This is a genomic window from Hartmannibacter diazotrophicus, from assembly GCF_900231165.1.
Lineage (GTDB): Bacteria > Pseudomonadota > Alphaproteobacteria > Rhizobiales > Pleomorphomonadaceae > Hartmannibacter > Hartmannibacter diazotrophicus.
On the sequence record NZ_LT960614.1, the window covers coordinates 1358156 to 1373203 of the forward strand.

Consider the following 15048-nt stretch of genomic DNA (forward strand, 5'->3'; position numbering starts at 1 on the left):
ACCGCCTGTTTGCAAGTATCTTTTGTCCGTCGATGGCGACGGGCCCTTCGCCGGGTGGCCGAAATTCAGTTCCGACATGCAAATCCGCCTCGCGGCGGCAATGCCGTGATGACCAGCTTTATGGTGAATAAAACACTGCGCTGTTAAGATTCAGTTATCCATGCCGAACGGTTGATGAACACTGGCAACGTGACATTAAATGCGCGCGTAGGTGAATGACGACAGTTCAATTGCGCTTCGCCTGACCGGCCTTCGGATGCCGGCGGGGAACGCGGTTCTTGCCTGGAGTTGGCCGCGTGTTCGCCGCAGGTATCCATTCCGCTGCCGAAAAGGCACCGCGTATCGATGGGCGCTTCGGCCTTCTCGGGTACCATTTCGTCCATTCCCTGGCCGTTCTCTCGATCGGCTTCTTCGTGACGGCGCTGCCGATCGTCCTCAGCGACATCAACAAGATCTTCGCCATCCTGATGGCCGTCATCGTGGCGCTGCTGGTCGCCAACTTCATCCCGAAGTCGATCCCGGCGGTCATCCTGATCTCCGCGCTCTTCCAGAATCTCTTCGTTTCCATGACGTCGCCGTTGATCCAGTCGCTCGAGACATTCAACTTCGTCCGCGGCTTCAACTTCCTGACGCTGGTGATCTTTTTCCTGTTCTACTGGTTCGGGGTGCTGTTTCAGCGGCAGCGCTACAACGCGCTGTTCATGCGCTATTTCTATGCCAGCACGATCGTTCTTCTGGTCGTCGGCGTCTATTTCGCATTTGGCCTCATCAAGAACGGGCAGGGCGCGATCATCTACCTGCGCAACATCGCCGTCCCGTTGATGGTCTTCCAGGTGACGATGACAATCGCCTATTCGCACCGCCCGAAGGTGACAGTCCCTTTCATCGTCGTCGCGGTACTGATCGTCTTGCTCGGGTATTTCGAGTTCTTTTTCCGCGATGAATGGCTCCAGCTCACAAACTACTCCAATTACGCCTACTGGAACACCACGGCTTTCCGTGAAGTCGGCTATTATTACCGTGTCGCCGCCATCCATCGGCAGGTCATGACCGGTCTGACGGACCAGTTCAGGGTCACGCTCTTCAACACCCCCTTGCTCGCCGATCTCGATTTGAGCGTTCTTCGCCTCAACGGGCCGAACATCCACTCGATCAGCTACGCCTACGCGCTCTGTTTCCTGTCTCTCTTCAGCTTCGCCAACCGCCGCTTCGGCCTCTTCATGCTGATCTTTCCGATCCTCGTCTTCACCAGCGCCAAGGGCGCCCTCGTCGTCGTGGCCGTGACGGTGTTCATGGCGCTGCTGAACGGACTGTTCGAAGGCCGTTTCGCCCTCGTTTTGTTCGGACTGTTGATGATCGCCTACTGCACTTTCGTCATCATCAGTGGTATCAAGGTCAGGGATTATCATGTGCTGGGGTTGATCGGCGGCCTGAAAGGTTTTCTGTCCAATCCGATCGGACGAGGACTGGGTGCCGGCGGCAATCTTGCGGTCGACTTCGGCAAGCTGGACTGGGAGGCGGCGCAGAACGAGGGCGAAACCGAAACTGCAGTGGAAAGCGCCATCGGCGTTATTCTGTTCCAGATGGGAATAGCCGCCTTCGTCGTCATCGGGTTCTATGGCTGGGTTGGGTTTACTGTGTGGCGGATGTTCGTGAAATTGCGGCATCCGCAATATTGCATTGCGGCTTACGGTCTGTTTGCCATTCTTGTGAACGGATTGTTTCAGGAGGAGGCGTTATTTTCGCCGCTGTCACTTGGGCTGATGATTTCATTTGCAGGACTTGCAATCGGTTCCGCCGCGCGGACCGGTGCTCTCGAGGTTGTCCTGCGTCCTTCCGATCATCGTGCCTTGTCCCCGCCGGTGCGCTCATCCGGGCGTGACGTGGCGGGGTACCTGTCACCTGCCTGAGCCAAAGCCGCGATACAAGCGCTGTCGCAGGGTTAGCGGCTGGTCTTGTGCGGACAATTTCGATTGCGCGATGACGATGACCGTCGTCAGGGTGTATCTGCGTGTCGGTTAGTAGAAACGGACCTGAATGACCGAAGAAAGCCAACTGATAGGATCCCATCCGGGGGAGAAGGACCAGAGCGGGCTGCGCTCCTCACTTCAGGGTCTTCTTGCGATGGCGCGCGCCTATATTGCCGACAAGGGCAATCACGGCATCTTCGGCGTGATGCTGTTGAAGGTGGCGAGCGCGGTAGCCTCCATTCTCTTCCTGTCCGTTTCCGCGCGCGCTCTTGGCTCCTATGAATTCGGCCGCTTCGCCGTCTGGTTCTCGCTGGCTTCGATCGCCTCCGTCGTGGCCGTCTTCGGCCAGGAATTGCTGATCGTCAGGACCTGGAACGAATACGTCGCCTCAAGGCGCTGGGCTCTCGCCAAGGGAGCGCTGCTTTCGGGCTTCGTGATCACGATCGGCATGTCGCTGCTGGTCGGCCTGGCGCTGTTCGTCTTTCAGGACGAGCAGACCGGCGACATCGTCTTTGCGGCCGGGCTCGGCATCTTCCTCGTGATCAATACGCTGCAGCAGCATACCTCCTACGCCGCGCGGGCCATCGTCAATATCTTCGTGGCCAGCGGTCACCGCGAGATCACCTGGCGGCTGCTGGTGGTCGTGGTGCTCATCGGGATGATGATCGGTGCGGTGAAACTGACGGCCGGCGAACTCTTCCTGATCTCGGCCGCCTGCATCGGCGTCGCGTTTGTCATCCAGTGCGTTGCCATTTGGCGCGCCGTTCCCGGCGCCGTCCGTGCCGCCAAGGCGGAATATGCCCGTGAGGAATGGATCTCGCGCTCCTGGAAGATGTGGCTCTCCACCATCATGGAGTCCCTGAACCAGTATATCGAGGTGCTGATCGTCGGTTATCTGATCGATCCGGTCGCCGCCGGCGCCTATTTCTTCGCCTCCCGGCTGGCCAACAGCTTTGCTCTGGCCGCCGACAGCGTCGGCACGTTTGGCACCCGGCACGTTCCGAGGCTATACTATGCGCAGAAGCACGAAGAGCTTGCGCAGATCATGTACCGGATGGCGCAGTTCACGGCCATCATCGTGGGCGCGGGCATCGTCGGCGTCCTTCTGTTCGGCAAGCTGGCGCTGTGGCTTTGCGGCCCCGAATACGTCAGCCAGTTTCCGATCCTTCTCGTGCTGTCCATCGGCACGGCCGCCGCCGCGGCTGCGGGTCCGGCCCCGGCCATCCTGATGCTGACTGGCCACGAGGGCCGCTACCTTACGATTATTGCCAGTAGTGTTGCTTTGCGTTGTCTCGGCTTCTACCTGCTGATCCCGCATTTCGGCACAATGGGGGCTGCTATTTCGACCGCCGTAACTTTCGTTGGCATTACGCTCTTCATTAATAGTCAGTGCCGCAAACTGACGGGACTCGATCCCTCCGTGGCGCAGCTTATGAAGAAAGTCTGAAAATGACGATCTCCTATCCCTTGACCCGAAAAAAGAAAAACAGTCCGGGAGTCCTGCACGATATGCTCGTCGGACCAGAAGAACACGAGACCGTCCGGCCCACCGGCCCGCAAAGGATCATGCTGGTCCAGACACAGGCCGAAAATGGCGGGGCGCAGGAAATCTCGCGCCTGCTGAGCAAGGGGCTGGAGGCGCGCGGCTACGTCGTGCAGCAGCTCTTCTTCTTCCGGCGGACGGAGAGTTTCGACAATTTGCCGAACGCCGCCTTCTGCTGCCTGGAGCGTCCCAGCGGTCCGTGGACGTTCATGAAGTTCCTCGGGCGGCTCTGGAGCGAAATCCGCAAGTTCCGGCCGGACGTGCTGATGACCTTCCAGCACTACGGCAATTTCTTCGGCGTGCCGATGGCGCATCTGGCGGGCGTGCGCCATGTGATCGCCAACCAGAACTCCGCGCCGACCCTCATGAATCGCATGCTGCGGCTGTCGGACAAGCTGGCCGGCATGCTTGGTCTCTATCACGCCAACGTCAGCAATTCCTGCGAGACGGAGCAGGAATTCAGCAACTATCCGGCAAGCTATCGCCGCCGGGTCGTCCACGTGCCGCACGGGTTCCAGGACAAGAGCACCGATCTGTCCAAGACGGAGGCTCGCCGCCTGTTCGACCTGCCCGTCGACGTCGCCCTGATGGGCACCGTTTCGCGCCTGAACGTGCTGAAGAACATCGAGGCGCCGATCAAGTCTCTTGCCGATCTGCCTGATGTGCATCTGGCGGTGGCCGGGCAGGGCTGCCACAAGGCGGCGCTCGTCGAGCTGGCCACGTCGGTGGGCGTTGCCGACCGCGTTCATTTCATCGGTGAGGTGGCGTCCGGACGCGTCGGTGAGTTTCTGGCCGCGCTCGATCTCTTCGTCTTTCCATCGCTCGCGGAAACATTCGGTCTGGCGGGTGTCGAGGCGGCGCAGGCCGGCGTGCCCGTCGTTGCCAACCGGTTGCCTGTTCTGGAAGAGGTGCTTTCGGTCGACGGCAAGCCCTGTGCGCTTTTCGTCGATGCTTCCGATGTGCCCGCTCTGACGAACGGCATCAGGCAGGTTCTCACCGACGAGGCTCTTGTCCGCTCCCTCGTCACGGCCGGCCGGCAACTGGAGGCGAAATATTCGTTGGACGCCATGGTCGACGGCTACGTGCAACTGATCGACGATCTGGAGCGCAAGGCTCTTCGGCCCGGCAAGGGCATGTCGATCGCCAAGGCATGATCGTCGCCATTCACGGTTCGCCGGTCCGGCTGCGGCGCTGGCATGAAAGGCTGGCCGCGCGGCTTTCCGCGCTTGCGGACGTGGACCTGCGCTGGTCGGAAGGGGAGGGCGGATCGCCGCTTCCCGGCTCCGTTTCGCTGCTGCTCGAACTGGAGCGCCTCGTCCTGCATCGGCTGAAGCCGGGTCTTGCCGATCCCGATACGGCCAAGGACCCCGGCTGCCCGCCTGTCGGAACCGACAAGCCGGACATCGTCCTCGATCTTGGCGATGCCCCTTTGCAGGCGGCGCCCGGCTCGCGCCATCTGCGCGTTCTCTACGACGGCCTGCCGGGAGAAGACGCACTCTTTTCAGCCATTCTCTCCGGGCGCATCCCGGTCATCGAGATCGAGGACGTTGCTGCTGGAACGATCCTCGCCTTTGCCAATCCCTCGCCGGAAACATCCGGCGGGCTGCGCGGCGGTATCGATGCCGTCTGCTCGCGGGTCGTGACGCTGTCGGAACGGCTGCTGAAGGCCCTGGTCAGCGGCAGAGAGCCCGAGCCGCTGCTCAAGGCGACCCATCCGGGCCGCTCGCCGGCAAATCCTCTTGTCTCCGGTGCCAGGCACATCGCGGCATCCGCCGTCCGCGAGGCCTATCGCCTGTGCTGTCATGCGCCGCACTGGCGGATCGGCTGGCGCATGAACGACGGCGACGGCGTGCTGGACCGCGGCGACCTCATGGGACCGCGCTGGAACGTGCTTTCCGATCCGGGCGATCATTTCTACGCCGATCCGGTTCCAGTGACGTGGCAGGGCAAGACCGTCCTCTTTTTCGAGGACCTCGACCACCGTGTCGGCAAGGGGATCATCTCGGCCGTCGAGCTCGATGACAAAGGTCCTGTCGGCCCGGTGCGGCCGGTTCTGGAGGACCCCTGGCATCTCTCCTACCCCTTCATGATCGAGCACGGCGGCGCGCTCTATATGATCCCGGAGACGGGCGGCAACCGCGACGTCGCGCTTTATCGCTGCGTCTCCTTCCCGGACCGCTGGGAACGTTGCGCGGTCCTGCTGGACAACATCGTCGCGGCCGATGTGACGATCATCCGGCACGGCGGGCGGATGTGGATGTTCTGCGCCACCTGGGACGATTCCGGAGGCTGGTCGGACTGCCTGTCGATCTTCCACGCGCCCGATCTCTTCGGTCCCTGGACGCCGCTTGCCGGAAACCCGGTGCTGATCGACCGCGATACGGCGCGGCCTGCCGGCGACATGGTGCTGCGGGAGGGCAAGATCTGGCGTCCCGTGCAGGACTGTTCCGGCGGCTACGGCTCCGCGCTCGGCGTCATGGAGGTGACGCGCCTCGATGAAGGGGGATTCGAGCAGATCCTACGCCACCACGTGCGTCCGGGGCCGCTGTGGCCGGGACGCAAGCTCCATACCTACAATCGCCTCGGCCGGCTCGAGGTGATCGACGGCACGACCTATCGGCCCAAGATCCCCTGGCTCGCTGCCAAGGTGGACGAGCGGATGGCGCCCGCCGCAAGCGTCTGACGTGCGGCCAGCTTTCTGGTCGTCGTCTTGCCTCAGCCTCGCTTGGAGATTGATGCCGCGATCCGTCGCCCGAGCGCGATCATCGGGGCTTCGAGCCATGTCCAAGTGATCGCGCTCAGAAGCAGGGTGACGAGCGTCGTCGCGACGAGCAGCCACGTGGCAAAGAGGCCGGTGTTCCGGGCAAGGACGTCATTGCCAACGGCGAGCACGGTCAGCCCGGTGATCGTGAAGAGCGTCGGAAAATGCAGCAGGTAGATGCCATAGGAAAGATTGCCGAGGCGCCGCATCAAGGGTGACTTGGCGAGCATCGCAGGCGCGTCGATCATCAGGAGCACGATCAGGAAGGACACGGCCATCTCGAAGAGGTTGGTCACCGGATCGGCATGTCCCTTGTAGAGATAGCCACCGGCCGCCATCAGCTCGCGCCCGTTCATGAGGATGAGGAAGAGCGCGGCGACGGCGACAAGCCGGAACGACTGGGAGAGGCGGGCAAGCGTCTCGCGCCAGTGATAGGCGACGAAGAGAACCAGGATACCGGCGGCGAAGTTCACCATGAACACCGGCCACCGGTAGAGCAGGACATGGCTGTCGGGCATCTGGTAGGCGGCAAAGGAGACCACGAGAAGCGCCGCCGTGAGAATGGCCGCGCGCCCGAGATTTCTGGCGAAAAGTACGAAGAAGGGCAGCATGGCCGAGGCGATCATTTCGACGAAGATCGTCCAGGTCGGCGGGTTGGCCTTGTCGATCAGGCCGAGAAAGCTGGCGACGATGAGAAAAGGCCCGGGCTTTTCGTCGTAGTGGCCGAAGAAGGTCGGCTCGAAGACCGCATTGCGCACGAGGGGATGCAGGAGAAAGGCATAGGCGAGCCCGAAAGCCGTCGCGACGATGAGAAGCGGATAGAGGCGGAACAGCCGCTTGATGCCGTAGGCGACATAGGCAAGGGGCGATGCCGTGAAGCGCTTCAGCGAAATGGACAGAACGGCCCCGCTGAGCACGAAGAAGAAGGCGACCGCGGCCCCTCCGCCGCTGAAATAGTGAAACGGCGCAAGAACCGTCGGCGCAAAGGCCAGCAGCGCGATCACGTGGCTCCAGAGCACGGCGAGCGCCGCCACGCCGCGCAGGCCGTGTAGCGGTACGTTGAACGGGCGGTCCAGCGCGGGCACGACCGTGCCAGCCGCCAGGAATGGCGCGGTTTTGCCGGAGGCGAGGGACGGATGCTCGATCGTCATGGCAGTTCCGGCTCCTTGAGACGTTGTGCCCGCTTGTTGCCGTGGCCTGAGGACGGTCACTTGCGCAGAAGTCGGCGGACCTTCCTGTTGAGGCCCGGATACTTGTCGAAGTAGATGCGCGCGTCCCGGACGAGCCGTCTCTTGATGGCCGGCAGATGCCCGCGCAGCGTCAGCGGGGTGTGGTACTCGAATAGATCGAGAGGCGTGCCGCCGAAACGTGCCTTGTACGCATGGGCGCCGACGCCGATGTCGAAGACCTCGAGGCCCTCTTCCTTGCACAGGTCCTGGGTCGAGACCATGTTGCACAAGCCCGGCGAATAACGCCGATACTGGTTGCCGCCCATCGTCGTGATGATGCCGTTGAACCGGCCCCGGTAGGTGAAGCCGAGGAACGTGGCGATGGTGGCGCCATCGAAATCGATCGTCGTCATGCTGGTGCGGCCGCTGGCGGCGCCGGCAACGGCGAGATCGCGAAAGAAGGCACCGATATTGGGATTGTCGAGGTTGCTGGTCTGCCCCAATTCCCGGCAACGGTGATGGCGCTGCGTGATCATGATGTTCACGGCACGGGCGACTTCGTCCGGATCGGTCACGCGCCGGAAGACATAGTCGCCTTCCTTCTTCATCTTCCGGATCTTGCCCGCCGCGTCGCGGTGCGCGCTCGTCCGCGTCAGGTCGATGTCCCTGATGGGGACGACGGAGGTGCTGACCCCCATCATGATCGAGTCCGGAAGGAGGGCGAGCGGATTGTCCAGCGGCCCCACGGTCCGGGGCATCTTCTTCATGGAAAGGCCATCGGCGGCCGGCAGCGCGGCCACCACCTTTTTCCACATGATGGCGGCCTGGCGGGCGTCGAAACGGGCGGCCGGTCCCAGGATTGGGGCGCAATAGTCGCAAAGGTCGAGATCGGCAAGTTCGAGCATGCGCATGGCGCCGCGCCGGCGCCAGACAAAGGGGATCAGGACCTGCGGCTGCCCCGCCCTGTCCCGGACGACCACCACATAGGGACGCGCTCCGTGCTCTTGCGGGATTCGCCCGAGAAAGTGCTCCATGAAGAAGCGGCTCTGGAAGACGGTCAGATGGCCGGTCGCCTCCAGCGCATCCCATTCGGCCCACAACGCGGGAGACGTGATGTCGTCGAAAACATCGACGGTCAGCGAGGCGGCGTCGATTTCGTGCTGGGCAATAGCGGGAGTGGCATCGTATGCGACATCCCAGCCAAGGGCACTGGAAGCAAATTCCCACCCGGCATCTGAAGCGTGGGCCACGTCGATCATTCCCGAATCCTTCGGTCGATTACTGGATACAAAAACCGGCCCGGCGGCCTCGGCGCGCGATGCGTGTCAGTTGCCGGGTGATCGATCGGATAACAGTGCCTCAGGCTCGAACAGAGCCTTCATGACCAGCGGATCCGGCAGCCCGGTCGAAGGATCGAGCAGGCCGAAACCGTCGGCAAAATCCCAGTGCGTCCAGCCGACGCAGCCTTTGTCTTCCGCCGCCGTGACCACGGACGCCAGCCACCTGGCACGATCATCCGGTTGGGCGGCAAAGCGCAGGACGCCAAATTCGTTCAGGATGACCACCCGGTTATTCTTCGCGGACCAGTCGGCAACCGCCTCGAACAGCCGATCGGCGGAGTGCGGTGTCCAGTCCCGCGACAGGGAACTGTCGAGAAACCGCGAACTGGCCGCATGGCCCTCCGCACGCAGATCAATGAGCAACTGGCGAATGGCGGGATCGGTCTTGCTGGCCGGGAAGGGAACGTTTTTCAGGTGCGTCAGCGGGTCGGCGTCCGTCGACCACGTCAGCCCCTGATGGGTGAACGCCATCGGGTCGTAGAAATGCACGGCATAGACGACGTTCGGATCGTCCACGGGCTTCATGCCGAGAAGAACTTCGGGCCGCTGCGGCCCGTAGGGTTCGGCAATCAGCGTCGTCTCGGGCATCAGCGCGCGCATATGGGCCAGGAAGCGGGGCAGATGCACCCGCCAGGTGTCCTCGTCGGTCACCGGTTCGTTCAGGACTTCGGCAAAGATGCGGTCCGGGGGAAACTGCGTGATGACGGACGCGAGATTGTCCCAGGCATTCTCGACGGCCTTGGCCGCCGCCTCCGGATCGGACTTGTAGAGGTCGGCGAACGGACCGCCCGGATGCAGGTCGACGCTGACCGCATAGCCTTCGTCGAGAAGCAGGGAGAGGGCGCCGCGCAGGGCGCTCAGCTGGGCGGCAACGGCGGTAGGGTCCATGAAACGGGCCATGACGAGTTCGCCGCGCACAGGCAGGCGCACATGGGTCATGCCGAGCAGGCGAAGGTGGCGCAGGACCGTGCGGCTCGGCGTCTTGCCGTCGGGGCGGTCCATCCAGCTTGGAATGTTGAAGCCACGGGCCAGCGCCTGCACGCGATCGGCGGCCACGCCCCCGCTGCGTTCGGCAAGGCAGGCCGGAAAGCCCTCCGCCGCCGACGCGGGCATGCCGCCGGCCAGGCCGCCCAGACCGAGGAGCGAAAGGAAAGCCGCGGCTGCAAGACGCTGTACGGGCCGCAAAGGCAGAATCCTCATTTCGATTTGGTCAGGAGCAGCCACATGGCATGCGGATTGGTCGTCAGGTACCGCCAGCCGAGCCGTGTCGGTTCGAGGCTTGCGCGGTAGAGCCACTCGAGCCCCATCCGCTGCATCCACTCGGGCGCGCGGCTCTTGGTGTTCGACAGAAAGTCGAAGAGACCGCCCGTCGTCTTGACGAGGCCGACGCGGTCCAGTGCCATGAGGTTGCGAGAGATGAACGCCTGCTCGAGAGGAACGCCAAGGCCGACCCAGAGAATATCCGGCGCGGCGTCATTGATCTCCGCGATGACGGCGCTTTCTTCCTCGCGCTTGAAATAGCCGTTCCGCGCTCCGACCAGCTTGAGATGGGGATAGAGCTTGCGGACGTTGGCCTCCGCCGCCCTGATGATCTCCTCTCGCGCGCCGAGCAGGAAGAAGCTCGCGCCGACGCGCTGCGCCACCTCGGCCACGTCATGGAAGAGATCGGTCGTGGCGGCACGCTCGGGCACCGGATGTGCACAGGCGAACTGGGAGACCGCGACCATCGGTGAGCCGTCCGCGTGGATCAGGTCGGCGTCATCGAAGAGCGCCTTGACCTCGCGATTGGTCGCGCAGAGCGAAATGACCTGCCCGTTGGCCGACGTGATGTAAAATGGAGGTTTGCCCGAATTGCGCCTCGCTACTGCCCAATTCGCCATATACTCAGCAGACAGCGCCCGGTCGATGACGGCAATCTCCATGCCTCCGAGCGTTGCGGTGGGGATATCCTTTGGCCAGACACCTGCCAAGGGACCAGTGATGGCCGCTTGCCCTATGCCTGTCTCGTGCGTGATTGCAAATTCCAGTGACATAGCCGCCGACATGCTCCGCTGCCTTGGACTTCATTACGCTTTTCAGCAGTCATATACGCATCAGCTTTGGGCCAAGTTAAAATCCAGCTTTCCTTTGAGTAACATCATCTCTAGGTGATCGTACTCTAAACTTGGCTTCATAAAATTCGTATCGAATTTTAGAAATTGTTCACCACCTTAAATCAACTCCGTCGAAACCGATAGCTCTGGTGTCGCCTGATCTCGTCGGGTCGAATTTTCCCTCTCTTCAACACTTTGCCCGCCCTCGATTTTGGGGGGGGCGGGCAGTCGTCAATACGCATTCTCCTGATTGAGGATCCGTATCGGCGTCAGGAACAGAATATAAAGATCGAACAAAATCGACCAATTGTCGATATATTCCAGGTCATATTGTACACGTTCCTGAATTTTCTCGGGTTTGTCGATCTCTCCGCGCAGGCCGTTGATCTGCGCCCAGCCCGTGACGCCAGGCTTGACCCTGTGGCGGGCGAAGTATCCGTCGACGACTTCTTCCCAGAGCTTGTGCGCCGTATGGGCATTGACCGCATGCGGTCTCGGACCGACGAGCGACAACTCGCCCTTGAGCACGTTGATGAGCTGGGGCAATTCGTCGATGGACGTACGCCGCATCAAACGTCCGACGGTCGTGACCCGGGTGTCGTCGCGCGTCACCACCCTTTCGGCCTTCGGATCGGCCATTTCTTGATACATGGACCGGAATTTCAGGACGCTGACAACTTCGTTGTTGAAGCCATAGCGCTTCTGCCGGAAGAAGACCGGACCGGGACTGTTGAGCTTCACGGCAGCGGCTGCCGCGATCATGACGGGCGAGAAGACGACGAGCGCCAGGGACGCGAAGACGACATCGAAGATGCGCTTGGCGATCCGGTCCCAGCCGACGATCGGCTTGTCGAAGACATCGAGAAAGGGCACGCCGGCGATATAGGAATAGGCGCGCGGCCTGAGCTTGATGCGGCTTGAAAGGGCGCTGAGACGGATATTGACCGGCAGGACCCAGAGGCGCTTGAGGATCTGCAGCAGGCGCGCCTCGGCGCTGAGCGGGATCGAGACGATCACCATGTCGATGGCCGCCAGACGCGCGAATACTTCAAGTTCGGCCACGTTGCCGAGCTTGGGATAGCCGGCGGTGTTTTCAGGCGACCGGTCGTCCTTGCGATCGTCGAAGATGCCCAGAATCTTGAGTTCGTTGCGCCCGTTGCGTTCCACCGCCTTGATGAGATCCTCCGCCGGAGCGCCGCCGCCGACGATGACGGCTCTCGTCTGCAGCCGGCCCTGGTGCGTCCAGTGCCGCACGAGGCTCGTGACGATCAGCGAGGAAAGAACGAGCGAGGCGAGCTGGCTCGCCGCCCAGATCAGCAACCAGTCGCGCGGCATGGCGATGCCGACCTCGCCGACGAACATCAGCGCGAGAAGGGCGCTGATCGTCAGCAGCAGGACCACGATGCTGCGTCCGACCCGCCGGATACCCTGGCGGATGGCGCCGATGCTGTAGTCCTGGATGACCTGGATGCCGAAGACCGTCAGGATCGGAACGCCGATCAGCGGGCCAAACTGGCTTTGCGTGATCGAGGAAAAATCGTCGGTCCAGACCTTGAGGCCGACGATGCCGATGGCGATCATCAGGAGAAAATCGAGAATGGCGGCGATGCCGCTGACGATCGACGGAGAGATCGCCTCCTCGCGAAAGGACATTGCGACGGATCGGGCCTTGTTGCCGAGGACCACCTTGCGGCTGTCGATGGCGCGCCGATCGCTGGCAGGCGCCTCGGCGGAGGTCCCGACCAGACGGGCGAGGGGAGCCGATGTGCTGTCCTGCATGGTCATGCTGCGCGGTTCCGTCTTTCTTGGTCTGCGCGGAGGCGTGGCGAGTTCCGTACGTTCGGCAGGGCATGTGGCCCGTCGATCGGTCGTCTGAATGGATTTGGACCATCAATCATTTTGGCGGGGTTAACTCTTCCGGCATTTGCGATTGTCGCCCGGCCGGATTTGCCGACATTGCTAGCGAAAGGTGAATCCCATTGATCCAATAGGGCCGATTGGTGACGAAGCGTTGACCATGCCGCCCGAATATGCACGCGAGGATTGTTTGTTTGAGAATCCTGCAATTCCGACATTTACCGCTTGACATGTGAGGACTGACGAATGATGATAATCGTCAGAACTTGAATTCACGGCCGGGATGCCACGCGCGAATGGGCTGGGGCGCTGTTTTGGGGATTGTCTCCGAAGCCTCGAAATTCATCGAGCGCAAACCGCAAGGTTCAGGCATCCTGAGCGGGCCTCAAGGCACGTCCCTGGCGGCATGCATGTGGTTTAACGAGACAGGTGGGATGGGATGTCCCGGTTGATGCGGATGCGCAGCGATCCCGAAGAGACGCGCGCCAATATTCTGGAGACCGCCGAGGAGCATTTCCGGCGGATCGGGTATCAGAAGACGACGGTGGCGGACATCGCCTCCGCGCTGAAGATGAGCCCGGCCAATGTCTATCGCTTCTTTCCCTCCAAGGCGGCGATCGTCGGGGCGATCTGTCAGCGTGTGACCGGCGAGATTCGCTCGTTGGCCCTGCAGATTGCGAAGTCCGAAGGCACGGTCTCGGAGCGGATCGAGCGTTTCGTGGTGGACCTGCACGTCCACAACAAGACGGTTCTGATGAATGACCAGCGCCTGCACGACATGGTGTCGGTGGCGATGGAGGAAAACTGGGAATCGATCGAGGCCCATACGGAGGCGATCCGCCAGATTCTGGCCGATCTTGTCCGGGAAGGCGTGGAATCCGGGGAGTTCGCTCCTTGCGATCCGGAGTTCACGGGTGGCCTGATCAAGATGAGCTTTGTCGGCTTCCTGCACCCGATCCTGATCGAGCAGTGCGGCGGCGAGGATTTGGTGCCGGCCGCCCGCGGGGTCGCCCGGATGGTTCTGAACGGTCTCAAGGCCCGCAGTTAAGCGTTCACCGCCAGCCGAAGGAAACGGCGGCCAGCGTATCGGTGTTTCCTGATTGTGACGAATTTTGAATATCGTCAGTTGAAATAATGTCATCCATCATGCATCGCATGGAGATTCCAATGTCCCGATCCGCCCTGATCCTGGGTGCCGCGTCCCTGCTGCTCGCCGCCTGCCAGCCTCAGGAAGAGGCCGAGGCGCCGCGTCCGCCGGTCGTGCGGGCCGACGTCGTCCATCTGGCGTCCATGGCTGAAATGCACAGCTATACCGGCGTGGTGAAGCCGCGCCGCGAGGTTCCGTCCGCCTTCCGCATCGACGGCAAGATCGAAAGCCGGGCCTTCGATGTCGGTGATGTCGTCAAGGCCGGAGACGTGCTGGCGACGCTCGACGACACCGACCTGAAGCTTTCCCTCGAAAGCGCGGGCGCCGAACTGGAGGCCGCCAAGGCCAATCTCGACCAGGCTCGCACCGACCAGAAGCGCATCGGCAATCTCGCCGATGGCGGTGTCGTCAGCCGGTCTTCGGACGAGCAGCGCCGGCTCGCCACCGAAGAGGCGACGGCCCGGCTGGAAAAGGCCGGTCATGCGGTGGCGCTGGCGAAGAACCAGCTTGAGTATGCGACCCTGCGCGCCAGCCACGATGCCGTCGTGACCGCCGTCTCGGCCGAGCCGGGACAGGTGGTCGCCGTCGGCGCACCGGTCCTGACGCTGGCGCCAACGGAGCCGAAGGAAGTCGAGATCGCCGTGCCGGAAGGCCAGACCGGTGACCTCGACGGGGCAACGGCCAGCGTCACGCTCTGGGCCGGGGACAGCAAGTCCATGGCCGCGCATCTGCGCGAAATGTCGCCGCAGGCCGACGCCACCTCGCGCACCTATCTTGCCCGCTACACCATCGACGAGCCGACACGGGACGTCCGCTTCGGCATGACGGCGACCGTGACGCTGATGCGCGGCGACCCGAAGCCGGTCGTCCAGTTGCCGACGACGGCAGTGCTGGACGAAGGGCAGGGGCCGACGGTCTTCGTCGTCGGAGCAGACGGCAAGACGCTGAAGAAGACGCCCGTGATCATCAGGCGCTTCGGCGAGCGCGATGTCGTCATCGAGTCCGGCCTTGCCGAGGGCGAGAGGGTCGTCACGCTGGGCGTGAACCAGCTTCAGGACGGCGAGGTCGTGCGCGTCGCCGTCGAGGCGGCAAGCGCCGACTGAGGCGACCGCAGGCCGCCTCGCACGTTTTCAGAGTCCCTTTATCGAACCGGGCGGCCGCCAATGGC

At 62.5% G+C, this 15048-nt stretch carries 11 protein-coding genes; 6 read left to right on the forward strand and 5 right to left on the reverse strand.

The window, feature by feature from the left end; genetic code table 11:
* Positions 1 to 479 precede the first annotated feature (479 nt).
* From HDIA_RS06320 to HDIA_RS06335, 4 genes are all read left to right on the forward strand, one after another.
* Positions 480 to 1910, forward strand: coding sequence for a hypothetical protein (locus HDIA_RS06320; protein WP_157775374.1), 1431 nt, complete (start codon positions 480 to 482; stop codon positions 1908 to 1910).
* 127 nt (positions 1911 to 2037) lie between these two features.
* On the forward strand, positions 2038 to 3417 hold the full coding sequence (locus HDIA_RS06325; RefSeq protein WP_099555389.1) for a lipopolysaccharide biosynthesis protein: 1380 nt from the start codon (positions 2038 to 2040) through the stop codon (positions 3415 to 3417).
* Positions 3418 to 3479: 62 nt separating this feature from the next.
* The gene (locus HDIA_RS06330; protein WP_099558744.1) at positions 3480 to 4667 is read left to right on the forward strand and encodes a glycosyltransferase family 4 protein; all 1188 of its coding nucleotides are present in this window, start codon (positions 3480 to 3482) and stop codon (positions 4665 to 4667) included.
* Positions 4664 to 6196: a glucosamine inositolphosphorylceramide transferase family protein gene (locus tag HDIA_RS06335; protein WP_099555391.1), complete on the forward strand. Its 1533-nt coding sequence runs from the start codon at positions 4664 to 4666 to the stop codon at positions 6194 to 6196. Before HDIA_RS06330 ends, HDIA_RS06335 begins: the two co-directional genes overlap by 4 nt.
* A 32-nt stretch (positions 6197 to 6228) precedes the next feature.
* Here the strand turns inward: HDIA_RS06335 and HDIA_RS06340 are convergent, their stop codons facing one another.
* The 5 genes from HDIA_RS06340 to HDIA_RS06360 all read right to left on the reverse strand — a co-directional run bounded on the left by HDIA_RS06340 (position 6229) and on the right by HDIA_RS06360 (position 12661).
* Complete coding sequence (locus HDIA_RS06340; protein WP_099555393.1) at positions 6229 to 7425, reverse strand: acyltransferase family protein; 1197 nt, start codon at positions 7423 to 7425, stop codon at positions 6229 to 6231.
* 56 nt (positions 7426 to 7481) lie between these two features.
* Positions 7482 to 8702, reverse strand: a complete 1221-nt coding sequence (locus HDIA_RS06345) for a GNAT family N-acetyltransferase (RefSeq protein ID WP_099555395.1) — start codon at positions 8700 to 8702, stop codon at positions 7482 to 7484.
* Positions 8703 to 8768: 66 nt separating this feature from the next.
* Positions 8769 to 9968, reverse strand: coding sequence for a glycoside hydrolase family 5 protein (locus tag HDIA_RS06350; protein WP_157775376.1), 1200 nt, complete (start codon positions 9966 to 9968; stop codon positions 8769 to 8771).
* An 11-nt stretch (positions 9969 to 9979) separates the two neighbouring features.
* Positions 9980 to 10705, reverse strand: coding sequence for a WecB/TagA/CpsF family glycosyltransferase (locus tag HDIA_RS06355; protein WP_245884186.1), 726 nt, complete (start codon positions 10703 to 10705; stop codon positions 9980 to 9982).
* 402 nt (positions 10706 to 11107) lie between these two features.
* Complete coding sequence (locus HDIA_RS06360; RefSeq protein ID WP_099555398.1) at positions 11108 to 12661, reverse strand: undecaprenyl-phosphate glucose phosphotransferase; 1554 nt, start codon at positions 12659 to 12661, stop codon at positions 11108 to 11110.
* Between the two features lie 511 nt (positions 12662 to 13172).
* On the opposite strand from HDIA_RS06360, the gene HDIA_RS06365 reads away from it, so the two are divergent.
* Both HDIA_RS06365 and HDIA_RS06370 read left to right on the forward strand, forming a co-directional pair.
* Entirely contained in the window at positions 13173 to 13781 is a 609-nt protein-coding gene (locus HDIA_RS06365) for a TetR/AcrR family transcriptional regulator (RefSeq protein ID WP_099555399.1), read from the forward strand.
* Between the two features lie 119 nt (positions 13782 to 13900).
* Complete coding sequence (locus HDIA_RS06370) at positions 13901 to 14983, forward strand: efflux RND transporter periplasmic adaptor subunit (protein WP_157775378.1); 1083 nt, start codon at positions 13901 to 13903, stop codon at positions 14981 to 14983.
* The last annotated feature ends 65 nt before the right edge of the window (positions 14984 to 15048 follow it).